The sequence below is a fragment of the Streptosporangium sp. G12 genome (genome assembly GCF_052983175.1).
Window position 1 is genome coordinate 1 of the sequence record NZ_JBRIQO010000035.1, and the last position, 21869, is coordinate 21869.

Here is a 21869-nt window from a genome sequence, read left to right on the forward strand (position 1 = left end):
GGCTGGTGAGCGCCCGCCAGAGTCTTGATCAGCGTGGACTTCCCGGCGCCGTTCTGGCCGAGCAGGCAGTGCACCTCGCCCGCGCGGACCTCCAGGTCGACGCCGTCGAGGGCGCGCACTCCGGGGAACTGCTTGACGATTCCTCGCATCACGAGGAGGGGTGCCGAGTCGGTTGACGGCTCCGGCATGGGGGGCCTCCGTGGATCTTCACGACAGAATCTCGATGGGGATTTTGCTGCGAACTTCTATGACAAAAGGGACTTAGTCGACAAAAGGGATCCCGCCCGTCCGGCCGGGCCGGACAGCACCAGCGTGGCGCCGCCGAGGTCGGCGTGAACGACGGCGTCACGAATCCGGTTTTCCGGTCGGACGGACGGGATGCTCAGGGGGCGATACCGGGTTCTCACGAGGTATGGCGTCTCATTCGCGCTCCTTCTCGGGTGCCGGTGTCGCCAGGCGGACATCGATGGCGGTGGGGTTGGAGAGCACCCTCTCCGTGACGATCCCGGCGGCGCCGCGCGAGGCCGCGCCGAAGCCGAGATCGGAGGCGACGAACTCGCAGCGGGCGACGGATCCCTCCACGCCCAGCCGCTTCAGCTCCGCCTGCGCGACCGGGATGAGCCGGTCGGCGAGCTTGGCGAAGTAGCCGCCGATGACGATGACGCGCGGGTTGAAGAGGTTGACCAGCGTGGCCGAGCCCCGCCCGAGCCAGCGGCCCACCTCTCCGATGGCCAGGTCGACCCTGGGGTCGCCGGCGGCCCAGCGCAGCTCGATCTCGGCCAGCCGCTCCTCCGGGTCGCGCATCACCCCGTCGTGCATGCCGTAGGCGTGGTCGGGGGTGGCCATCCGGACCAGCGCCGCCAGGCCGACCTTCGTCTCCCAGCAGCCGATCCGGCCGCAGCCGCAGCGCTCGCCGGAGGGGTCGACCATGACGTGGCCCACCTCGCCGGCGAAGCCGTCGGCACCGCTCAGCAGGCGCCCGCCCGAGATCACGCCGCCGCCGATGCCCACCTCGCCGGTGAGGTAGACGAGATCGGCCGTACCGGCCGCCACCCCGGAGGTGTACTCGGCGAGGGCCGCCAGGTTGGCGTCGTTGTCCACGCTGATCGGCACGTTCGGGGGCACTCCGGCGCGGACCAGCCACTCCGCCACGGGGACGCCGTACCAGCCGAGGTTGGGGGCGACGTCCACGGTGCCGGTGGCGGTGTCGACGAGACCGGGGACGGCCACGGTGATCCCGGCGATCCTGACCTCCAGGACGTCGAGCTCGGCCATCGCCTCCCCTATCACCCGGGCCAGCTCCGTCAGGGAGCGCTCGGAGTCGCGGCCCATGGCGTCGAAGCTCACCCGCCGGTCGATCAGCACCCGGCCGCCCAGGTCGGTGGCGAAGGCGGCGATGTAGTCGACGTTGACCTCGAGGCCGAGGGCGCCGACACCGGCGCCGTCCAGAGCGAGGGCCAGCCCGGGGCGGCCGACGGCGCCCGCGTGCTGTGGCCCGATCTCCTTGAGGAGGCCGCGGGCCTGCAGCTCGCTGACGAGGCTGGTGACCGTGGTCTTGTTCAGGCCGGTCTCCATGGCGACGACCGACCTGGAGCGCGGGCCGTACTCGCTGACGTGACGCAGCACCAGGGACAGGTTGGACCGGCGCACCGTGGCCTGGTCGGCGGGGGTGCCGGCCGACCTGTTCGAGCTCGTCGAACCGCCGTTGCGACTGCCGGTCCAGCTACGGTGCACGCCACTCCCTCAATTAATTTGCATGACTGGCCGAATTAAAGGCTCAGTTCGGACGGGGGCGCAAGGTCCGAAACGTTTCGATCTACGTAACGTTTTCGTAACACGATCGCCCATTTACTCCGGTTACGTCACACGAACGACAGATATCGAGTTGTTACCGGGCTCGTGGTGCGCGCCAGGACACCTCTGTGTTACAAATCCAATTAATTTCTATCCGAGACAAATAAAAGCCAGGTGACCGTGTGATCCAGGAGCAGCACCAGGCCCGCACGGTGGGCGGCGCGCCCCAGGCCGCGGGTCACGCCTCGCTCCGCCGGACGAACCTCTCCCTGGTCCTGCGCCACCTGCGCGAGCACGGGTCCACCTCCCGCTCCGACATCGCGGAGGCCACCGGCCTGCACCGGGCCACCGTCTCCAACCTGATGGTCGAGCTCCTCGACCGGCGGCTGGTCCAGGAGGTGGGCGTCGACCACGCGGGCGCGGTCGGCCGCCCCCGGCGGGCGGTGGCGTTGCACGGCGCGCACATCGGCGCTCTCGGGCTGGAGCTCAACGTCGACTACATCGCCGTGCACGGCGTCGACCTCGGAGGCAACGTCCTGGTCGACCGCCGCCTGGGCTTCGACGCGGCCGGCAGCGGCCCCAGCCGCTCGCTCCGCGAGCTCGGCCTCACGGCCCGTGACGCCATCGAGGAGATGACGCGCGCCGGGGCCGCCCCGGCGGGCATCGGGGTGGCGGTCCCCGGCCTGGTCGACGTCGACCACGGGGTGGTGGCCTTCGCCCCCAACCTCGACTGGCACGACGTGCCGCTGGCCGCCCGGCTGTCCTCCGCCCTCGGCCCGCTGCGCGTGCCGGTGACGGTCGACAACGACGCGAACCTGGCCGCCCTCGCCGAGTACACCTCCGGGGTGGCGGCCGGTACGGCCGACATGGTCTACCTCACCGGCGAGGTCGGCGTGGGCGGCGGCATCATCGTGGACGGCGGGCTGCTGCGCGGGGCGGACGGCTTCTCCGGCGAGGTCGGGCACCTGCCGGTCGACCCGAGTGGCGGGCGCTGCGGCTGCGGGCGCTTCGGCTGCTGGGAGACGAAGGTCGGCCTGGCCGCGCTGGTGCGCATGGCGACCCCCGAGCGGGCGTACGGCCTCGGCTCCGGCCCGGTGCCCGATCCCGAGGAGCGGGTGGCCGAGATCGCCCGCGACCTCGCCGCCGGCGACAGGCAGACGCTGGTCGCGGTCGCGGAGGTCGGCCGCTGGCTCGGGCTCGGCGGCTCGATACTGGTCAACCTCTTCAACCCGCGCGTGATCGTCGTCGGCGGTTACTTCGCCACCCTGGCCGGCTGGATGCTCCCCTTCGCGCAGGCGGAGCTGGAGCGCCTGGTCGTCGCGGGCCCCGCGGCCCGCTGCCGTTTCGTCGCCTCCGACCACGGCTTCGGCGCGGCCTCCCGGGGTGCCGCGAACGTGGTGATCAACCAGATCGTCAACGACCCCACCGCGATCATGAGGCCCGCGCCGCAGCCCTCCGGAGCCTGAGGCTCGCGGTCCCCTTCGGAGCGGCCCCCTCGGAGCGGTCCCCCTCGCGCGAGGTCAGAGCACGTCCTCCCGCAGCCGCGGGAAGACCTTGGAGACCTTGGCCAGCAGATACTCACCGTAGGTTCCGGTGAAGACGCGCAGGTCCTGGCCGTCCCAGCGGGCACGGCCGCCGCCGGCGGCCTCCCGCGAGGGCAGCGGGGGCACCTCCGCGTCCCAGGCGGGGTCGAAGAAGAACGGGAACGACAGCCTCTCGTTCCCGCTGACGTTGCGCACCCGGTGCGGGGTCGAGCGGTAGAAGCCGCCGGTGAGCCTGTCGAGCATGTCGCCGATGTTGCACACGAAGGTGCCGGGGATCGGCGGAGCCTCGATCCAGCCGCGGCCGGCGTGCACCTGGAGCCCCCCGTTGCGGTCCTGGGCCAGCAGGGTGAGCAGGCCGTAGTCGGTGTGCTCCCCCACCCCCCACCCGTCGGAGGCGGGCGGGGCCGGAGGGTAGTGGAAGATCCGGAACAGCACGGTGGGGTCGGCGGTGTAGCCGGTGGCGAAGTAGTCCTCCGCGAGCCCGAGGCTGAGCGCGACGCCACGCATGACCGACTGCCCGAGATCGGTGAGCCGGTCGAGGTATTCGAGGACCGCCTCGCCCAGCTCGGGCACCCGGGCGGGAAACAGGTTGCGGCCGTGCAGCGGCAGCCGGGCGCGGGGGTCGTCCTCGGGCAGCTCGGTCCCGAAGTAGACGCCCTCCTTCAGGTCGGGACGGCCGGAGGTGAGCTCGCCGCCCACCGGGAAGAACCCTCGCCAGGCACGGCCTCCCCGCTCCATGGAGATCTCCGCCTTCACCTCGGGGGGCAGCGAGAAGAAGCGGCGGGCGGCGGTGTCGAGGCGGTCGAGCAGCGAGGGCGGCACCCCGTGGCCGGAGACGTAGAAGAACCCGGTGTCGCGGCAGGCCCGCTCGATCTCGCGGGCGACCCGCTCGCGTTCCGCGTGGGACCCGCCCCGCACCAGGGCGCTGACATCGATCACCGGTAGCCGCTCCACCTGCCCATCATCACCCATCGGTCCGTCTCCGCGAGGCGTCGGCGTCGGCGTCAGCGGCGTCGGGGTCGAGGTCGGTGGCGTCGGGGTCGGGGTCGGGGTCGGCCGCGGCGGGGTCCGCGAGGGCGTGGGAGTCCGGGAAATCCGTTTCCAGAGGGTGGGAGACGGCGAAGACCTGGTCGAGGCCCACGATGCGGAAGACGCGGGCCAGGTGATCGGGGATGGCGGCCAGCACGATGCCGGCGTGGGCCTCCAGGGCACGGTTGCGGGCGACGAGCAGGACGGTGATGCCGCTGGAGTCGCACGCGGTGAGGCCCGCCAGGTCGATGACGAGCCGCTGGCCCGGCAGCGGGGCGATGCTCCGGAGCGCCTCGCGCAGCCGGGGCGCGGTGAGAAAGTCGAGCTCACCGGCCACCTCGAGCACCGGGCCGGTGCCGGTGCCGCGGGTGGCGACCCTCAGCTCGCTCATCGCTCCTCCTCGCCGGCCGGGGCGGGAACGCCGAGGGCCAGGACGGCGGTGTCGTCGTCCAGGCCGTCACCGAAGGAGTCCAGCAACTCCTTCACCGCGGCGATGGCGCCGGTCGCGGTGGTGGGGGCGAGGGCCGCGGCGAAGTCCCGCAGGGCCTCCTCACTGTGGCGGTTGCCCTCGGCGTCGACGCGGGCCTCGGTCAGGCCGTCGGTGTAGAGCAACAGGGTGTCGCCGGGCGCGAGCCTGGTGGTGGTGGCCGCGAAGCGCGCGTCGGGCAGGACTCCGACGAGCAGGCCGCCGGGGGTGGGCCGGTAGTCGGCCCCGCCGTCGGCGCGCATCAGCAGGGCGGCGGGGTGGCCGCCGCTGGCGAGGGTGAGGGTGAAGCCGTCGCCGTCCGGGGTGAGCAGGCAGAAGATGACAGTGCAGTAGCGCAGGTCGTCACCGGTGTACTCCTGGCGCAGCACGGTGTTGAGGGTGGCCAGCACCTCGACGGGGTCGGGGGCGTGGACGGCCGCCGCGCGCAGGGTGTAGCGGGTCAGGGAGGTCAGCGCCGCGGCTCCGGCCCCCTTGCCGCACACATCGCCCAAAAAGGCACCCCAGCGGCCGTCGCCGAGGGGAAAAAGGTCGTAGAAGTCTCCACCGACCTGGTCGGCGGAGGCGATGTGGTAGTGCGCGGCGGCCTCCAGTCCGGGCACCGCCGGGAGGACCGCGGGCAGCAGGCTGCGCTGCAGGGTGGTCACCAGGCGCTTGAGGCGCTCGCGCTCGTGCTCGGCCTCCTGGCGGGCGCGCAGCAGCTCGCGTTCGTAGGCGCGGCGGTCGCGGGCGTCGAAGACGGTGGTGCGGATCAGCAGGGGCTCGCCGTCGGTGCCTGTCTTGAGGACCGAGGTGACCAGCACCGGCAGCCGGGTGCCGTCGGCGGCCCGCAGGTCCAGGGCGACCCCGCCGAGCTCGCCCTGCATGCGCAGCAGGGGCGCGAAGTGCGTCTCGTGGTACAGCTTGCCGCCGACGGTGAGCAGGTCGCTGAAGCGACGCCGGCCCACCAGCTGGTCGCGGGTGTAGCCGAGCCAGGTCAGCAGCGTGGTGTTGATTTTGGCGATCTGACCGTCCAGGAGAGTGGACAGGTAACCGCACGGCGCGTTCTCGTACAGGTCCTCGGCGCTGTCCTCCAGCAGCGCGTTGAACCGTGCCCGCGGGACGCTGTGGTTACCGGAATCAGTCGGTCCGGGAACGGCCCCGGTGCCCGACATCACCGGTCGGCCGCGAAGGAGGCGATCGCCTGGGCGGTGGCCTGCGGGGCGCTCAGCTGCGGACAGTGCCCGACGGCGTCCAGGGTGACCAGCCGGCTTCCGGGAATCCGGGCGTGCACGAACGCCCCCACCTCCCGGGGGGCGATGACGTCGCTGGCGCATTCGAGCACCAGCGTCGGCAGCTTCACCTTGGCCAGGTCTGCGCGGTTGTCGGACAGGAACGTGGCGCGCGCGAAGACGGACGCGATCATCGGGTCGGTGCGGCAGAAGCTGTTGGTCAGCTCCTCGCCCAGTTCGGGGCGGTCGGGGTTTCCCATGATCACCGGTGCCATCGCCGCCGACCAGCCCAGATAGTTGCTGTCGAGGGATTCCAGCAACTCCTCGATGTCGGCCTCGCTGAACCCGCCCCGGTAGTCGCCGTCGTCGAGGTAGCGCGGCGAGGGGGTGAGCAGGACCAGCTTGGCGAACCGGTCGGGCTCGCGTGCCGCGGCCAGCACTCCGATCATGGCGCTGACCGAGTGCCCGACGAAGATCACCTGCCGGAGGTCCAGTTCCCGGCAGATCCGCAGTACGTCGTCGGCGTAGCCGTCCAGGGTCGCGTACCGCTCGGCCTGCCAGGCCGACAGGTCCGACCGGCCCATCCCGACGTGGTCGAACAGCACCAGGCGAAACCTCTCGGCCAGCGTGGGCACCACCAGGCGCCACATGTTCTGGTCGCAGCCGAACCCGTGCGCGAGCATCAGCAGCGGTCCGTCTTCCTTGCCGACCATCACCACGTTGTTTCTGCTCTTTGCACCCATTGGCCCATCTTTCCACCTGCCGTGACCCCGCAGGAGAATCCGGCCGCACCGCCGGGACCGCGACCCGGACCGAACCGGCGTCCGCCCGGCCGGGCACTCGCTCGCACCGGCCCTTGTGGGATGGCGGGACCGGGCGTACGGTCCGGCCATGGACGTCGTTCACCATCCGCGCGTGGCCTGGGAGGGCGCGCGTACCTTCGTCAACGCCGCCGACGGCAACGTCTACTGGTGGCTCAGCGACATGCTCGGGCGCTCTCTCGGCGCCACGCACCAGACGAGACTTTCCGAGACGCGGCTACGCCTGCAACGCGAGGAGGCCTGGCCGGCCGAGACGGCGGCCTGGCGAGTACGCCTGGAGGAGATGCTGCACGCACGGCCTGACCTCGCACCGGTCGTGCTCCAGCTGGTCGCGGACACCTCGCGTCGCCTTTCTCCCTGAGGACGGGCGCGCTCTCCCTGAGGACGGGCGCGCGAAGGGCCGGACTCCCGCCGAGGGCGAGTGTGCGAGAAGCCGCACCGCGAGTCGGGGGCGGGACAATGCGAGGCTGGGGCGGGGCAGGGCTGGGCGATCCCTTCTACGATCGGGGACGTGACCGCCCCCATCTCACGTTCCAGTGCCCGGATCCTGCTGGTCGACGCCGACGAGCGCCTCCTGCTGTTCCGGTATCCCGCACCCGCCCAGTGGCCCGTCGAGCACTACTGGATCACGCCGGGCGGAGGAGTGGACGACGGTGAGACGCTGGTCGCCGCGGCGGTCCGCGAACTGCGCGAGGAGACGGGACTGGAGGTCACGGAAGAACACATGGGGTCCGTCGTGGCCCGCTCCTCCGGCCTCACCTGGTTCGGCGACATCCGGGTCGCCGCGGTCGACTCGTTCTTCTTCCTGCGCGTCGGCGAACACACCGTCGACGTCTCGGGACAGGAGGAACTGGAGCGCTCGGTGATCTCGGCGCACCGCTGGTGGACCCGGCACGACCTCCTGACCACCCGCGAAGCGGTCTTCCCCCTCGGCCTGGGGACCCTGCTGGCCGGTTTTCTGGCTGGAGACCTCCCCGCCGAACCCATCCTGCTCCCCTGGCACCACGACGAGTAGTGCCGGGCCGGCGGCGACGGGCGGGTGCCCGAGCACTCGGGCACCCGCCCGTCGCCGTGTCGCGTGCCGCCCCAGGGATTCGAACCCTGATCACCCAGGTCCTGAACCTGGTGCCTCTGCCGTTGGGCCAGAGCGGCCGGGCGTGCCTCGCGGCACGCCGGTGTCACGATGTCGCCGTACTGCTTGTACTGCTCGTGCTGCCGTGCCGCTCCTCTCGCTCGTCATGCTCGTCTCGCTGTGCTGCTCGTGCTCGTGTCGCCCGTTTCCCCGCATTGTTCGTGTCGTCGGAACGGCAGGGCTCGAACCTGCGGCCTTCCGGTCCCTGGCCGGATGCTCTTCCTGCTGAGCTACGCCCCGTCACGCGTCCGGGCCGGCTGGCGTGGGCCGTACCGGACGCGCCGCGGTCCTGCCGACCGGGCGGGGGTCGCCACTCCCGTCGCCGAGTCCCAGTCCCATGCCCCGCTCCCGCGAGGGCAGAGCCGCAGCGGGGGTTCGAACCCCGTCCTGCCGGGTGGAAGCCGGCTGCCTTACCGATTCGGCCTCTGCGGCGTGTCTCCGGGAATCTCCCGGGGTGAATCCTTTCGCGCCCTCCGGGGAGAGTGCGTGAACGAATTCGTGTTCAACGTGCTGCACTGTGGATTTGTCGAAATCGGGAGACAGGCTCCCGCCCGCGGTGGTCAAAGCGGTGTCGTCTGGTTCCGGAAATGAAGAAACCGCCTGGACCGGTGTCTCGGGCGGCTCGGTGGTTTCCCTCGCGAGGGTCATCCACCTGGCCGTCCGGGGGCCGGAACACTGCCGCCGAGCAGCGGGAACGCCTCAAGCCCTCCCTGCCACACCGGTGATGCGCCGTAATTCACCGTCGTTCCTCTCCAGAGTGCGGAGCGGGTGCTCCGGCTTTTCTCCATTGAAGGGCAAAGGCGGCCTCCGGCGCCAATGGTTTTATCCGCCCTTTCCGTCGACGGCGTTTCTCGCGACCGATGTGGAATTCACCGGTCGCGGTCATGCCGGACCGGCTCGGACCGGCTCGGATGGGCTCGGATGGGCTCGGATGGGCTCGGATGGATTCGGATGGGCTCGGCCCGTCTCGGCGACCTTCGCGCCACGGGTCCGGGGCGGCCGGATCCGTCTCGCCGGTACCCGCGCACGCCGCCGCCCGCGGTCGCGGTCGCGGGTGCCCGCACGATCGACGCGGAGTCACACCGGTTCTCGCCCGCAGCCCGCCGCCCGCCGGTTGGCGGGCGGCGGGTCCCCCATCGCGGCCACCTTGCGGTTGTGAGGGAGTGCGGGGCTCACGCATGATCGACGGAAGGAGCCGATCGCGCGAACCGGCCCCTCTCTTCTTCTGATTAGGTGAGTGACATGGCGCTTCATCCCAATATCGATCCCGGACTGGCCGCCGTCCTCGAGGCGAACCCCCTGCCCGCCATGGACCTCGGCGCCCTGCGGCCGGAGGACCTGCCCGGCCTCCGGGTCCAGATGGACGCGGCGCGTGCGGCGATGGCCCCGCTCGCTCCGGACGAGCGGGTCACGATCGAGGACCGGACGGTCCCGGGCCCCGACGGCGATCCCGACATCCGGCTGCGGATCTACCGCCCGGCCGGGCAGGAGGGTGCCGTCCCCGGTCTGTACTGGATCCACGGCGGCGGGATGGTCATGGGCGACGTCGAGATGGAGGACGCGCGCCTCAACGAGTACGTCGCCGAGCTGGGATGCGTGATCGTCTCGGTCGACTATCGCCTCGCGCCGGAGAACCCGGACCCGGCGCCGGTCGAAGACTGCTACGCGGGCCTGGTGTGGACCGCCAAGAACGCCGCCGAGCTGGGCATCGACCCGGAGCGCATCGCGGTGAGCGGGATCAGCGCGGGAGGCGGCCTCGCCGCGGGAACCGTGTTGCTCGCGCGCGACCGCGGCGGCCCGGCCCTGGCGTTCCAGCTCCTGATCTGCCCGATGCTGGACGACCGCAACACCTCCCCCTCCAGCCACGAGTTCGTCGAGGCGATCGTGTGGAACCGGGCGGCGAACCTGCTGGGCTGGAAGGCTCTGCTGGGCGAGCGGGCGGGCGGCGACGACGTCTCCCCGTACGCGGCCCCGGCCAGGGCGTCCGACCTGTCGGGCCTGCCTCCGGCGTACATCGACGTCGGCGAGTTGGAGGTCTTCAGGGACGAGTGCTTCGACTACGCCCTGCGGCTGGTGCGGGCGGGCGTCTCCACCGAGTTCCACCTCCATCCGGGGGCCTTCCACGGCTTCGACGCGATGATCCCCGAGGCGGAGATCAGCCGCCAGGCCGCCGCCGAGCGGGTGGTCGCGCTACGCAGGGCCCTGTTCGGCTGACGGCCCGCCCGCCCGCCGCGGCGGCGGCGAGGCCCGCATCTCCCTGGCGGGCGGGGTTCCCGGGGAGGCCGGCGGGGACCCCGCCGGCGCGACCTCCGGAGGGTCCGGCGGCGAGGTTCCCGGGGAGCCGGGCGGCGGGATCAGCGCCAGCGCGCGAAGGAGCGGGTCGCGCTCGCCGCCGGCGCGCCTCAGCATGTGCCGGCAGATCCCGCAGATGCCGGAGAACTCCCGGTGGGCGAGGTCACGGTAGCGAGGCAGCGCGGTCAGCGCTCCGGTGCCCAGTGAGCCCAGCACCGCGAGGAACGGGTCGGCGGCGAGGTCGGCGAGCGCCCGGCGCACCCCCTCGCGGTCGCCGGCCAGGCGATGCAGGTCCGGGGGCCCGGCCCCCATGATGACGTTCTCGTCGCAGCAGGCCGAGATCCGCCCGTCGTAGCGGACCGTCGGGGTGTGCGCGATCGCACACCGGCCGAGCCGCTCGCCGGTCACGCGGCGGGGAGCGGGGAACAGGCCCCGGGCGCGGCCGTACGGCAGGGGCGCGACCGGGTGGATCTCGGCGCGATCGGGCCATCCGGCCCCCAGCGCGCCCGCGAGGAGATCACGCGCGTCCTCGATCTGGGCGGGGTCGTCCAGCACCTGGGCCACGAGCCACGCGCCCGCGTCCGCGACGGCTCGGGCCGCGGCGGCCACGGCGGCGCGCGGGCTCGTGTGGTGGGCGTCGACGCCCAGGACGACGCAGGCCGACCTGCCCAGGACGGACCGGATCCATCCGGGGGGATCTCCCCCGGCCCCCCAGTGACCGCTGGTGTAGGGGACGAGCGCCTTGCCCGACTCGTGGATCCTCCGGGCGGCGTAGGTGAGCCCGCGCCGCTCCGTGAACGGCTCCCCGCCGGAGACGCCGACGACCCGCAGGTCCTCGTCCGCGCAGAGCCCCTCGACCATCTCCTCGAAGAGGGCGTGGTCGGTGATGCGCGGGCCGTCGGTGCGGGAGTCGACCGAGCAGTGGGCGCAGCCGACGGGGCAGCGGTCGGTGATGAGGAGCAGCGCCGACCTCCCGCGTTGCCGCCGCAGGGCGTCGAGCTCGCCGAGCCTGAGCATGCCCTGACGGTACGCCGCCCGCGCCGCGCGGCGGTCGCCCGGCGGAACGGACGGGCCACCCCGCGCGGCCGCTTAGGCCGTTCCCGCGGAAATCTAGGCCGGTCGGCCGTACGCGTAGGCCGAGGCCCGCGCCGTCCTGTCCGCGGGGACGCGGCGATCAGCCGTCCGGCACCGGTCCCTCCGTCTCCCGTCCGGCCCGGAATACGCCTGCCAGGCGGTGGTTCGGGGAGCGCCGGATTCGTAACTTGATCACGTGGGAAGCCCGACCGGCCCACGAAACCCCGTCCCATGGGAGGGACCAATGAGCGAGTCTCCACGCGTCCGCGATCTCGTGCAGCGCGCCGCATCCGACCCGGCGTTCGCCGAGCAGCTGCTCAGCAACCCCGAGTCGGTCGCCACCGAGTACAGCCTCGGCACCGACCAGATCGACCAGATCAAGGAACTGGCCGGTGCCGGCCTGCTCCAGCCCGCCGTCCAGGCGCACACGGTTCCCGTCAAGGAGCCCGGTGGTGGTGGCTACTACTAAACCGCGCGGCCACTACTAGCTCTCCAGGGGGTGTCGTGCACTTCAACTCGATACTGGTCAGCGTCACCGAGATCTGCACCGTAGGCTGCCGGCACTGCGGTTTCACCGGCTCCACGCGGGACCGCCAGCCGACCGCGGACGACATCGGGCGCTGGGTGGCACAGGCGTGCGACAGCGGCATCCCGGAGATCATCTTCACCGGCGGCGAGCCCTTCCAACGGTTCCGGATGCTCAAGTCCGGGGTCGGGGCCGCCGCCGGCCATCCCGGCGCACCGCGGATCTCGGTGTTCACCAGCAGCTTCTGGGGACGCTCGCCCGCCGCGGTGGACAAGATCCTCGGGCAGTTGCCCGGCCTGACCCGGCTGTTCCTCAGCACCGACGTCTACCACCAGGAACGCGTGCCCACCCAGCACGTGGTCAACGTGATCGAAGGGGCGATCGCCCGGGAGATCCCGGAGATCAGCCTGTGCATCACCATCGCGGAGGACCACGAGGAGGAGCAGATCCGGAGCCTGTACCGGCGCTTCGAGGACCGGGTGCGAGTGCACGTGGACCGGGTGATCCCCACGCCGTTCATCAAGACGGCCCACCAGGTGGGCGTCCCCCCCGACCCGGAGAACTTCTCGGCCTCCTGCTATCTGGAGACCCCGCTGATCAATCCGAACGGCGACCTGTCGGCCTGCCACATCGGCAAGGCCGGGGCCTACGTCACGCTGTCGGACCTGGCCTACTTCATGGGCAACCTGCACGAGAAGTCGTTCCGGGAGATCCTCGACGACGCCGACCACAACTACGAGTACCAGTTCCTGCGCGTGTACGGGCCGCAGGGCGTGGCACGGATGGTCGCGTCCTCCCCCGCGGTGCGCAAGCTGTTCAAGGGGACGAACTTCACCAACGGCTGCGACCTCTGCTACAAGCTGCTCCGCTCGCTCGACGGGCGGGCCAGGCTGCGCGAGATCGCCGCCGACCCGTTCCAGCGCGAGCTGATCGACGCCGTCCGGCTGGTCCGGTTCGGCGAGCGGGCGCCGGACCCGCGGCGGCCCGCGCCCGGCGGCCCGGCGGGCCCCGCCCAGCCCGCGCCCGGCGCTCCCGTGTCCGTGGTCGGTGTCCCCCTGCCGCTGATCGACGCTCCCCAACCAGTAAGGAGTGGCATGTGACGAGCATGAACCTCGTCGGACTCGTACCCGCCGCCGGCCGGGGCACCCGGATGGCCCCGCTCCGCTACCCCAAGGAACTGCTGCCCATCGTGTACGAGCCCGCCGAGGGCGGCGCCCGGCTGCGTCCCGTCGCGGAGTACGCGCTGGAGTCGCTGGCGGGAGCGGGGGTCGCCAGCGCGATCCTGGTGGTGGCCCCCTGGAAGCTGGAGGTCGTCTCCTACATCGGGGACGGGCGCCACCTCGGCGTCGACGTCGCCTACCTCTTCCAGGAGGAGGCGCGCGGCCTGGCCTGCGCGCTCGACCTGGCCCACGGGTGGACCAGGGGACGCGACGTCGTGTTCGTCATGCCCGACACGATCTTCACCCCGTCCGACGCGCTGTCGCGGCTGCTCGGCGTCTACGAGCGGACGGGCGCGGACCTCGCGCTCGCGGTCTTCCCCACGCCCGACGCGCACCGGCTGGGCCCGGTGGTCGTGCGCGGGGACCGCGTGCACCGGGTCTTCGACAAGCCCGCCGACCCGCCTGTCATGAACACCTGGGGCGCGGCGATCTGGGGGGACGCCTTCGCGAGGCTCCTGCACGAGGAACTGCTCCGGGACATCGGCCGGGGCACGGTGAACGGCACGGTGAACGGCACGGTGAACGGCACCGCGGGCGGTCCCGCGGGTGAGCCGGTGCTCGGGCACTACTTCGACCTGGCGGTCCGCAACGGCCTGCGGGTCCGGGCGGCCGAGTTCCCCGGCGGCACGTTCCAGGACGTCGGCACGCCGTTCGGCGTCCGCAGGTCCCTGGAGGGCCCCTCACTTCTGGCGGTGAGCCCGTGAGACTCCTGTTCTTCGCGATGAGCAGCGCCGGGTACGGCGAGACGCTCATCGGCATGTCGCTGGCCCGCCAGCTCAAGCCGGCCGGGATCGAGTGCTTCTTCATCGTCGAGCCCATGTCGGAGAGGCTGCTGCGCGGCAGCGGGTTCCCGTACCTGGTGCTCGACAACTCGATGCGCGCGTTCGCGACGCTGCTGGTGGACGAGACGGTCCGCGAGTTCCGCCCGGACGCGATCATCCTGTCCGACTACTTCACCTACTGCGGCGTGTTCCCCAAGCGCTACGGCGTCGACCCGTGGTTCATCGAGCGGTACGGCCTGCCGATCATGCCGATCGACATCTGGGAGTGGGCCGGAACCGACTTCGCGGTGGACGTCTTCCACGGCAAGTCGATGGGCGTCAGCCGGAAGATCATGGACATGCCCGCCCACCTGCGCCCGGCCCCGATCTGCCACCTCGAACCGGAGCCGGGCGCGTACCCGTTCCGGCTGTGGGAGGGCAACGAGCGGGTCAGCCGCCGCACCCGCCACCACCTGCGCGAGACGTTCGGCATGGCGCAGGAGGACCGGATGGTGCTGCTCGCGGTGGCCGGCTGGCAGCAGGACAAGTACGCCGACGAGAACGGCGACCGGCTGGCCGACCAGGTCCCCGAGCTGATGGTGCACTACCTGCGGCAGCTGCCGCCCAGTGCCCGCTTCGTGTTCGTGGGCAGCGTGCCGACGGTGCTGGCGGGGCTGGCCGACCGCGCGCACGTCATCCCGGCGTGTTCTCCGCACCGGTTCAACGTGCTGCTGGGCTCGGTCGACCTGGTCCTGACGCTCAACCTGCCCGCCACCACCCTGGCCAGGGCGGTGCTGTCCGACATCCCCGGGCTGGTGCTGACCAACAAATTCGACGTACCGGATAAGCCGGACATCGACCGGGTGGAGGCGGAGCTGGGCGGCCTGTCGGAGGACGTGCGGTCGTGGCTGTCGCGGACCCTGCCCATGTATCCGTTCCGGATGTGGCCGCTGGGGTTCCACGGCTTCCTCGACCCCATCCTGGCGAACAACCCCTACATGTCGACGTTCGCCCACGCCGAGCTGCTCGACGAGCCCGCCGTGCTGTCGGCGCTGCACGGGGTGCTGTACGACCGCGGGGTCCAGGACGATCTGGCGCGCGAACGGGCCGCGTACCTGGAGAAGCTGACCGATCATCCCGGCACCCCCGAGGTCTTCGCCTCGGCGGCGAGCCGCCTGGGCCTGGTGTGAGGTGGACATGAAACAGCTGAGCATGCACGTGACCGACCTGTGCAACGAGAAGTGCGGCTTCTGCGTCGTGGGATCGCCACTGGCGAAGTCCGACAGCGTGGAGTACGAGGACCTGATCCGCTTCCTCGTCGAGAACTCCGGCCAGGACTACACGTCGGTGAACCTGCACGGCGGGGAGCCGACGATCCACCCCCGCCTGTTCGACCTGCTGCGCACGATCAGGCTGCTGGAGTACCCGCGCGTGGAGATCCAGACCAACGCGCGGCGCCTGAAGGACCCGGAGTTCACCCAGCGTCTCGCCGACAACGGGGTGGAGCTGTTCGTGGTCTCGCTGCACGGCTCCACCTCGGTCGTCCAGGACTGCCTGACGCAGACGCCGGGCGGGTTCGACGAGACGATCGAGGGCATCCGCAACGCCAAGCGGTCGGGCGTCGCGGTGCGGACCAACACCGTCATCACCCGGCTCAACATGGGCCGGCTGATGGACATCTGCCGGCTCTGCGTCGACCTGGGGGTCGACCACGTCAACATCTCCAACCTGCACCCGGTGGGCAGCGGCTTCTTCGCCCTGGACATGCAGGCGCCCACGGTCGCCGAGACCCGGACGCACCTGCTGCCGGTGATCGAGATGATGCTCGCGTCGCCGGCGCGGCTGACGCTGGAGGGCTTCCCGCTGTGCGTGGTCGCGCCGCACGAGGAGCTGGCCATCGAGGACGGGACGCGCTCGATCCGGATGATGTACCAGGGCAGTGTCGTGGACGACTACGACGCGTTCATGGACGACGAGATGCGCTCGTACGGGCCGCCCTGCGACGGCTGCCCGCTGCGGGCGCGGTGCGGCGGCGTCTACAACGAATACTCCGAGCGACGCGGCTGGGAAGAGTTCGGTCTGCGCCGGCCGTCCCCCATCGGCGGGTGACCGGGGTGTCCCGGCGGATCGCGATCTGGGCGGGCGGCAGCCTGCCCAACGTCGGCGACCGGCTGCTGGCGGCGGTGACCGAGGCCCAGCTGTCACGCCGCCTGCCGGACGCCACCTTCCGGCACTTCTGCCCGTGGAGCACCGGGAGCGGCCCCGCGCCGCTCCGGGTGGACCGGGACGGGCGCTGGCCCGGCGCGGGTTCGTTCGACGCCGTCGTGATGGCGGGCGGCCTGTGGAGCGGCCCGCCGTTCCGGCACCCGATCATGCAGGTGTTCTGCCTGGGACCCGACCCGGGGGCGTTCGATCCGGGCGTGTGGGTCGCCTGGCACGGCGTGGGCCTGCAGGACGGCACCCCGGCGCCCGCGCGTGACGACTGGCGCGGCTACCTGGGGGCGGTCCGGGAGCGGATCGACCACCTGACCGTGCGCAGCGAGGCCGCGGCCCGGCGGATGGACGCCGCGACCGGCGTGCCGGGCACGACGGTCGTCCCCGACCCGGCCTTCGCTCTGGAGCCGCTGGAGCCGCCGCCGCCCCGGGCCGCCGGAACCGGGCGGCGCCGCCGTCCGCTGATCGGTGTCGCCGTCGGCGCCCCGGGGGTGACCTCGCAGCTGGTCACCCACCTCGTCGGCCGCAACCTCGCCGCGCGCGGCGCGGCCGACCCTGCGCTGTGCGTGCCGCCGGAGCAGGTCATGGCCGAGGCGTCGGGACCCGGGGAGCGCGCCGCGGCGCTGGGATTCGTGACGGAGCTGGGCCTCACCCTGATCGAGCTGGCCTCCTTCGCCGACATCGAGTTCATCACGGTGCCCAACATCTACGGCGACGAGGAGGCCGGTGCCAGGTTCGCCCGGGCGGTGCCGCGCGCCCGCGTCCGGGAGCTCCGCCTCCCCGGCGTCTCCGACGGCGGCGGCGTGTCCGGCGCGTCCACCGGGGCCGGCGAGCTCACCGAGGCCTTCGCCCGCTGCGACCTCGTCCTCGTCTCCCGCTACCACAGCGCGATCCTCGCGCTGCGCGGCGCGACCCCGTTCGTGGCGGTCGATCCCTTCTGGAGCCGCCGCAACGGCACGAGCAAGCTGCACGAGCTCACCGCCGAGCTGGGCATGGCGCACCGCTACTGGACGCACCACGGCACGCATCCCACCGAGGACCTCCTCGGGATCGTGGAGCGCGCGCTGGACGACGACCCGATCGAGGCGGCCGCCTACCGGGACACGCACGCGCGGGCGACGGCCGCCTTCGACCGGCTCGCCGAGGGACTGCGCTCCGCCCGGCCGAGAGTGACACTGGGGAGATCGTCATGACCCTGAAGGCCGTACTCGTCTACTCCAACGACGACGGGTTCTCGCTGGGGGTGGAGCTGATCCGGGCGGCCGTGGCCGACCGGGTCTCCCCGTCGGAGGTCGAGCACCGGGTCTGGTTCCACGAGGACGTGGGCAGCCTGGCCGAGGACTACCTGGGGCACTACAACGCGTTCATGGCGCGGCTGTTCGACTACCGGCCGGACGTGATCTCCTTCTCCGCGTTCGTGTGGAACCACGACGAGTTCACCCGGATGGGGCGCATCGTCAAGCGGCACCTGCCGGACTGCCGCGTCGTGTGGGGCGGCGCCCAGGCCAACTCCCGGCGGATGGCCGCCCACCTGCTGCGCGAGTACCCGTGGCTGGACCTGGTGCTGCGCGGCGAGGCCGAGGAGGCGTACCCGCGGCTGCTGGAGACCCTGGCGCGGGACGGCGACCTGGGCGCGGTGGCGGGCGTCACCCGGCGGGACAGCGGCGAGCCCGTGCACAACGACGACCCGCCCGACGTCGACCTGGGCGCGCTGCCGCTGGTCTTCACCGCGGACAGGCTCCCCCTGGAGCCGATCCTGCGGCGCAGGCCCGACGCGGTCCTGGCGTACGAGACGGGCCGGGGGTGCCGGCAGAAGTGCAAGTTCTGCCTCTACAGCGCTCCCAAGCTCCGCGCGTTCCCCATGGAGCGGATCGAGCGCGAGCTGGCCTACCTGCTGGACGGGGGCATCCCCTACCTGCGGATGTGCGACGCGCACCTGGGCATCTCACGGCACCGGGCCATGGAGATCTTCGAGATCGTCGCCGAGCACAACCGGGGGACGGTGGTGGACGTCTACCCGGACGTCAAGCACGTCGACCTCGACTACGTGCGGGCGATGAACCGCGCAGGGTGCCGCGTGATCACCCTTGGCATCCAGTCGTCGGACGCCGACACCCTGCAACTGGCGGCCCGCAGGTTCGACCGGGGACGGTTCGCCCAGGCCGCCTCCCTCATCCGCCGCCACCACAACCACGCCCTGGCCGCGGACATCATCATCGGCATGCCGGGCGACAACGCGGACAAGGTTCGCGACAGCGTACGGTTCGCCTACGAGAGCGGCGTGGAGAAGGTGCACTTCGCACCGTTGATGGCCTTCCCGGGGACCGACTTCTTCGAGTACGCGGAGCAGTACGGGATCGAGTTCCTCGACTTCCAGCCGCCGCTCGTCGTCCGGTCGCGTGGTTTCAGCGCCGAGGACTACCAGCGGGCGATGGTCTTCGCCGGGCGGGTCGAGGCGCTCCAGGACGCCGCGCCCACGCTGCTGCGCTGCCTCATCGCGGTCCCGGGCTGCGACGTCGCGGCCTGGGCCGAGCGCCTCGACCTGGGCTCGGGTGCCGACCCGGTGCCGCGCGTCGAGGAGGCGGACCTGCCGCCCGAGGTGCGGAGCCTGCTGCTCGACGGGCTCGCCTGGGACGCCGCGGTCCGTGCCCAGCGGGCGACGACGGCGCAGGACCCGCCGGGGCTCACCGACGACGCGCTCGTCGAGGGCGTCACGCCGGACGCCGTCCACTGGGCGGACCACCCCGTCCACCTGCTGCTGCGCGACTTCACGCTGACCTTCGACGCGCTGGCCCGCGAGCGACAGGGCTACCTGTTCCCCCGGGGCGGCGCCGTGGGCTACCCGCTGGGCGGGCCGCTGCTGGCGGCCTTCGAGGCGGCGGCCCCGGGGATCACGGTCGGCGAGTGGCGGGACAAGACGCGGGCGGGCTCAGCCACCGAGCTGACCCGTGAGGTATGTGACTCCGCCTTCAGGATCCTGCACGCCACCGGGGTCGTCACGCTGCGCGGGGAGGATTGAGTCTTGGCCGGGGTCCCAGCCGGGGTCCCGGCCGCGCAGGGATCTGGCCCGCGAGTCGTACTCGCGGGCCAGATCCCTGCGCGAGGACAGGCCCAGCTTGGCGAACACGCTGGACAGCTGGGCCTGCACCGTGCGGGGCGACACGAACAGCTTCGCGCCGATCTCGCGGTTGGTCATCCCGCCGGACGCCAGCAGGGCCACCTGGCGCTCGGCCCTGGTCAGGGCCGCCCAGCCGACCCCCTCCCTCCGCGGCCCCCGGCCCCGCCCCGCGTAGGTGACGGCCTGGCCGACGTCCAGTCCGGCGCCTTCCTCCCACAGGGCGGCGAACCCGCCGGCGCCCAGCGCGGCCCGCACCCCGGCCAGGTCCGCCTCGTGCTGCGGCGCCACCGCCGGGGGCCGCGACAGCCCCAGCCGGTCGCGCAGCGACTGGGCCGCGCCGAACAGCCTGGCGGCGTGCTCGTGGCGGCGGTGCCCGGCCGCGAGCCCGGCCATGGCCTCCAGCGAGTCGGCCGTCTGGGCGCGCAGCCCCATGGCGGCTCCGGTCCGCAGCGCCGCGTGGTGCGCGGAGGCGGCACGGGACGGATCGTCGCGCCGGGTGACGCTGCCGAGGGTGAACAGGCAGCGCCAGGCGAGCGGACGGTCGTCGGTCTCCCGGGCGCGCGCCATGGCCTCCTCGGCGAAGGTGAGGGCCGCGGAGGCCGCGGAGGCACCGCCGGAGCCCAGGATCGCGGTGCCCAGCCCGGCCAGCCCCATGGCCGCCAGCCGGGCGGCGGTCCGCTCGCCCACCTCGACGACCTCCGAGAACACCTCCCGCGCCGCCTCGTACTCGCCGACGTCGAGCAGCATCCTGCCGAGCGTGTCGAGGCAGTCCCCGAGCAGCGGCGGGGAGTCCGCGGAGCGGGCGATGCGGACCGCCTCGGCGAGCCGCTCCCTGGCCGGTCCGTAGTGGCCGCGACAGGCGGCCACCTCCCCCAGCCCCCTGAGCACCGCGGCCCTCCCCCAGACGTCGCCCATCCGGTCGGCGGCGGCCAGACTCTGGCCGAGCGCGCTCTCGGCCTCCGCGTACGCGCCCTGGTAGACGGCCACCTGCGCCAGGGCGAGCAGGCCCATCTCCAGGTTCAGTTCCGAGCCGCGCCTGCGGCCGACGGCGACGCACCGCTCCAGGGCCGCGCGGGCCCCGGCGAGGTCGCCGGAGGCGAGAAGGGCGCGGCCGAGCAGGAAGAGGGGCACGCCGCTCCACGCGTGGCCCATCGGGGCCGTGCCCCGGGCGGCGAGCTCGGTGAGGGTGCGGCCCGCCGACGCGGGCTCGCCCATCGTCCGCAGGCCCGCCAGCACCGCCAGCGCCCGCGTCTGCCCGGCCTCGTCCCCCAGCTCGCGGAACATGGCCAGCGCCCGGCGGCAGGCGTCCGTGGCGTCGGCGTACTCGCCCAGGGCGCAGGAGAGCACCGCGCCGCTCAGCTCCGCGGCGGCCAGCACCTCCGCGCGGACCACGCCGCCCGCGGAGACCAGCGAGGCGATCCAGCCGCGCCCCTCGCGCGGGCGGCCCCGCAGGATCCAGTACGTCTCCAGCGCGCTCGCCAGCCGCGCCCCGACCGTCGTCGGTCCTCCGGACACGCACCAGCGCAGCACCGCCCGCATGTTGGCGTAGGCGGCCTCGACGCGTTCCAGGTGCGGCGCGGCGGCGCCCGTGGCGAGCGCCTCCGCCGCCCGCTCGGCCAGTGCCGCGTAGTACTCGGCGTGGCGCGCCCGCACGGTCTCGGTCTCGTCTCCGGCACGCAGTTCCTGCCGGGCGTAGGCGCGCACGACCCGCAGCAGCCGGTAGCGGGTCACGGCGCCACCGGTGTCGCACTCGACGAGGGACCTGGACACGAGCATGGCCAGCAGGTCGACGACGGCGTCCGGCCCGATGCCCGCGCCCGCGCAGACCCCCTCCACATCGTCGATGACGAACCCGTCCTCGAACACCGCGAGCCTGCGCAGCAGCAGCCGCTCGCCGCCGGGCAGCATCTCGTGGCTCCAGCCGATCGCCGCCTCCAGCGACCTGTGCCGGGGATGGGCGGTGCGGTTCCCTCCGGCCAGCAGCCGGAGCGGGTCGTCGAGCCGCTCGGCGATCTGCGCCGGCGACAGCATGACGGAGCGGGCCGCGGCCAGCTCGACGGCCAGCGGCAGGCCGTCGAGGCGGCGGCAGATCTCCCGCACCGCGTCCGCGGTCTCCGGGGTGGCGGGCCGCCCCTGCGCGGCGGCGCGCTCGGCGAACAGGCGGGCGGACAGCACCCCGTCCAGCGGGGCGAGGCGGCAGGTCACCTCGCCGGGGACGCCCAGCGGCTCCCTGCTCGTGGCCAGCACGCCGAGCCCCGGGTGGGTGCCGAGCAGCTCCGGGACGACCACGGCGCACCGGTCGGCGACCCGTTCGCAGGTGTCGAGCACGAGCAGCGAGGGCCCCTCGCCGGGGACGACGCCGAGATCCGCGAGGCCGGAGCCTCCGGGACCGCCCGCGAGGCCGGGGCCGGGGGGAACCGGGACGACCTGGCCGTCGAAACCGGCGGCCAGGTCGCGGAACCAGACGCCGCCGGGATAGGCGTCGGCCCAGGCGCGGGTGTACGCGTGTGCCATCCGGGTCTTGCCGACCCCCGGAGCGCCGGTGAGCGTGACCAGCCGCGCCGAACCGAGCAGGTCGCGCAGGCCGGCGAGTTCGGCGTCGCGGCCGACGAGGTCGCCGGACCAGTCCCGGGGCAGGTCGCCGCCCAC

19 protein-coding genes and 3 tRNA genes are annotated in these 21869 nt (G+C 72.7%); 11 read left to right on the top strand and 11 right to left on the bottom strand.

Annotation, left to right across the window (positions count from 1 at the left end; genetic code table 11):
• A partial coding sequence (locus ACVCAG_RS39140) for an ATP-binding cassette domain-containing protein (RefSeq protein WP_440087978.1) occupies window positions 1–188 on the bottom strand: 188 nt, incomplete at its 3' end.
• Between the two features lie 232 nt (window positions 189–420).
• Window positions 421–1734, bottom strand: a complete 1314-nt coding sequence (locus ACVCAG_RS39145; RefSeq protein ID WP_440087980.1) for an ROK family protein — start codon at window positions 1732–1734, stop codon at window positions 421–423.
• 242 nt (window positions 1735–1976) lie between these two features.
• On the opposite strand from ACVCAG_RS39145, the gene ACVCAG_RS39150 reads away from it, so the two are divergent.
• Window positions 1977–3260 (top strand): ROK family protein, encoded by a 1284-nt coding sequence (locus ACVCAG_RS39150; protein WP_440087982.1) that lies wholly within the window; start codon window positions 1977–1979, stop codon window positions 3258–3260.
• A 54-nt stretch (window positions 3261–3314) separates the two neighbouring features.
• Here ACVCAG_RS39150 and ACVCAG_RS39155 read toward each other — a convergent pair whose 3' ends face one another.
• From ACVCAG_RS39155 to ACVCAG_RS39170, 4 genes are read right to left on the bottom strand one after another with little or no spacing between them, the layout of a single operon-like run.
• Window positions 3315–4310, bottom strand: coding sequence for an isopenicillin N synthase family dioxygenase (locus ACVCAG_RS39155; RefSeq protein ID WP_447191337.1), 996 nt, complete (start codon window positions 4308–4310; stop codon window positions 3315–3317).
• The gene (locus ACVCAG_RS39160; protein WP_447191338.1) at window positions 4303–4758 is read right to left on the bottom strand and encodes an STAS domain-containing protein; all 456 of its coding nucleotides are present in this window, start codon (window positions 4756–4758) and stop codon (window positions 4303–4305) included. Before ACVCAG_RS39160 ends, ACVCAG_RS39155 begins: the two co-directional genes overlap by 8 nt.
• On the bottom strand, window positions 4755–6005 hold the full coding sequence (locus tag ACVCAG_RS39165) for a SpoIIE family protein phosphatase (RefSeq protein ID WP_440087987.1): 1251 nt from the start codon (window positions 6003–6005) through the stop codon (window positions 4755–4757). Before ACVCAG_RS39165 ends, ACVCAG_RS39160 begins: the two co-directional genes overlap by 4 nt.
• Window positions 6005–6805, bottom strand: a complete 801-nt coding sequence (locus ACVCAG_RS39170) for an alpha/beta fold hydrolase (RefSeq protein WP_440087989.1) — start codon at window positions 6803–6805, stop codon at window positions 6005–6007. Before ACVCAG_RS39170 ends, ACVCAG_RS39165 begins: the two co-directional genes overlap by 1 nt.
• 148 nt (window positions 6806–6953) lie before the next feature.
• On the opposite strand from ACVCAG_RS39170, the gene ACVCAG_RS39175 reads away from it, so the two are divergent.
• Both ACVCAG_RS39175 and ACVCAG_RS39180 read left to right on the top strand, forming a co-directional pair.
• Window positions 6954–7244 carry a hypothetical protein gene (locus ACVCAG_RS39175; RefSeq protein ID WP_440087990.1) on the top strand — a complete coding sequence of 97 codons (291 nt, stop codon included), beginning with the start codon at window positions 6954–6956 and terminating at the stop codon, window positions 7242–7244.
• Between the two features lie 150 nt (window positions 7245–7394).
• Window positions 7395–7898, top strand: a complete 504-nt coding sequence (locus tag ACVCAG_RS39180; RefSeq protein WP_440087991.1) for an NUDIX domain-containing protein — start codon at window positions 7395–7397, stop codon at window positions 7896–7898.
• Between the two features lie 64 nt (window positions 7899–7962).
• On the opposite strand, the gene ACVCAG_RS39185 is transcribed toward ACVCAG_RS39180, so the two are convergent.
• The 3 genes from ACVCAG_RS39185 to ACVCAG_RS39195 form a co-directional block, all read right to left on the bottom strand.
• A tRNA-Leu gene (locus tag ACVCAG_RS39185) sits at window positions 7963–8035 on the bottom strand.
• Between the two features lie 147 nt (window positions 8036–8182).
• A tRNA-Pro gene (locus ACVCAG_RS39190) sits at window positions 8183–8255 on the bottom strand.
• 120 nt (window positions 8256–8375) lie between these two features.
• Window positions 8376–8447 (bottom strand) — tRNA-Gly (locus tag ACVCAG_RS39195).
• A gap of 810 nt (window positions 8448–9257) precedes the next feature.
• On the opposite strand from ACVCAG_RS39195, the gene ACVCAG_RS39200 reads away from it, so the two are divergent.
• A complete protein-coding gene (locus ACVCAG_RS39200) occupies window positions 9258–10229 on the top strand; it encodes an alpha/beta hydrolase fold domain-containing protein (protein ID WP_440087992.1) in 972 nt (323 codons plus the stop codon).
• On the opposite strand, the gene ACVCAG_RS39205 is transcribed toward ACVCAG_RS39200, so the two are convergent.
• A complete protein-coding gene (locus ACVCAG_RS39205; RefSeq protein WP_440087994.1) occupies window positions 10206–11324 on the bottom strand; it encodes a hypothetical protein in 1119 nt (372 codons plus the stop codon). The two genes, ACVCAG_RS39200 and ACVCAG_RS39205, sit on opposite strands and share 24 nt — an antisense overlap.
• Window positions 11325–11625: 301 nt before the next feature.
• Here ACVCAG_RS39205 and ACVCAG_RS39210 point away from each other — a divergent pair, with 301 nt between their 5' ends.
• From ACVCAG_RS39210 to ACVCAG_RS39240, 7 genes are read left to right on the top strand one after another with little or no spacing between them, the layout of a single operon-like run.
• On the top strand, window positions 11626–11850 hold the full coding sequence (locus ACVCAG_RS39210) for a hypothetical protein (RefSeq protein ID WP_435290283.1): 225 nt from the start codon (window positions 11626–11628) through the stop codon (window positions 11848–11850).
• Between the two features lie 35 nt (window positions 11851–11885).
• On the top strand, window positions 11886–13007 hold the full coding sequence (locus tag ACVCAG_RS39215; RefSeq protein ID WP_440087995.1) for a radical SAM protein: 1122 nt from the start codon (window positions 11886–11888) through the stop codon (window positions 13005–13007).
• A 5-nt stretch (window positions 13008–13012) separates the two neighbouring features.
• Entirely contained in the window at window positions 13013–13831 is an 819-nt protein-coding gene (locus ACVCAG_RS39220) for a sugar phosphate nucleotidyltransferase (protein ID WP_440088094.1), read from the top strand.
• Window positions 13828–15078: a DUF6365 family protein gene (locus ACVCAG_RS39225; protein ID WP_440087996.1), complete on the top strand. Its 1251-nt coding sequence runs from the start codon at window positions 13828–13830 to the stop codon at window positions 15076–15078. Before ACVCAG_RS39220 ends, ACVCAG_RS39225 begins: the two co-directional genes overlap by 4 nt.
• A 7-nt stretch (window positions 15079–15085) precedes the next feature.
• The gene (locus ACVCAG_RS39230; RefSeq protein WP_440087999.1) at window positions 15086–15997 is read left to right on the top strand and encodes a radical SAM protein; all 912 of its coding nucleotides are present in this window, start codon (window positions 15086–15088) and stop codon (window positions 15995–15997) included.
• Window positions 15994–17295 carry a polysaccharide pyruvyl transferase family protein gene (locus ACVCAG_RS39235; protein ID WP_440088001.1) on the top strand — a complete coding sequence of 434 codons (1302 nt, stop codon included), beginning with the start codon at window positions 15994–15996 and terminating at the stop codon, window positions 17293–17295. Before ACVCAG_RS39230 ends, ACVCAG_RS39235 begins: the two co-directional genes overlap by 4 nt.
• Entirely contained in the window at window positions 17292–19121 is a 1830-nt protein-coding gene (locus ACVCAG_RS39240) for a radical SAM protein (protein WP_440088003.1), read from the top strand. Before ACVCAG_RS39235 ends, ACVCAG_RS39240 begins: the two co-directional genes overlap by 4 nt.
• Here ACVCAG_RS39240 and ACVCAG_RS39245 read toward each other — a convergent pair.
• Window positions 19032–21869: a helix-turn-helix transcriptional regulator gene (locus ACVCAG_RS39245; RefSeq protein ID WP_447191339.1), complete on the bottom strand. Its 2838-nt coding sequence runs from the start codon at window positions 21867–21869 to the stop codon at window positions 19032–19034. The two genes, ACVCAG_RS39240 and ACVCAG_RS39245, sit on opposite strands and share 90 nt — an antisense overlap.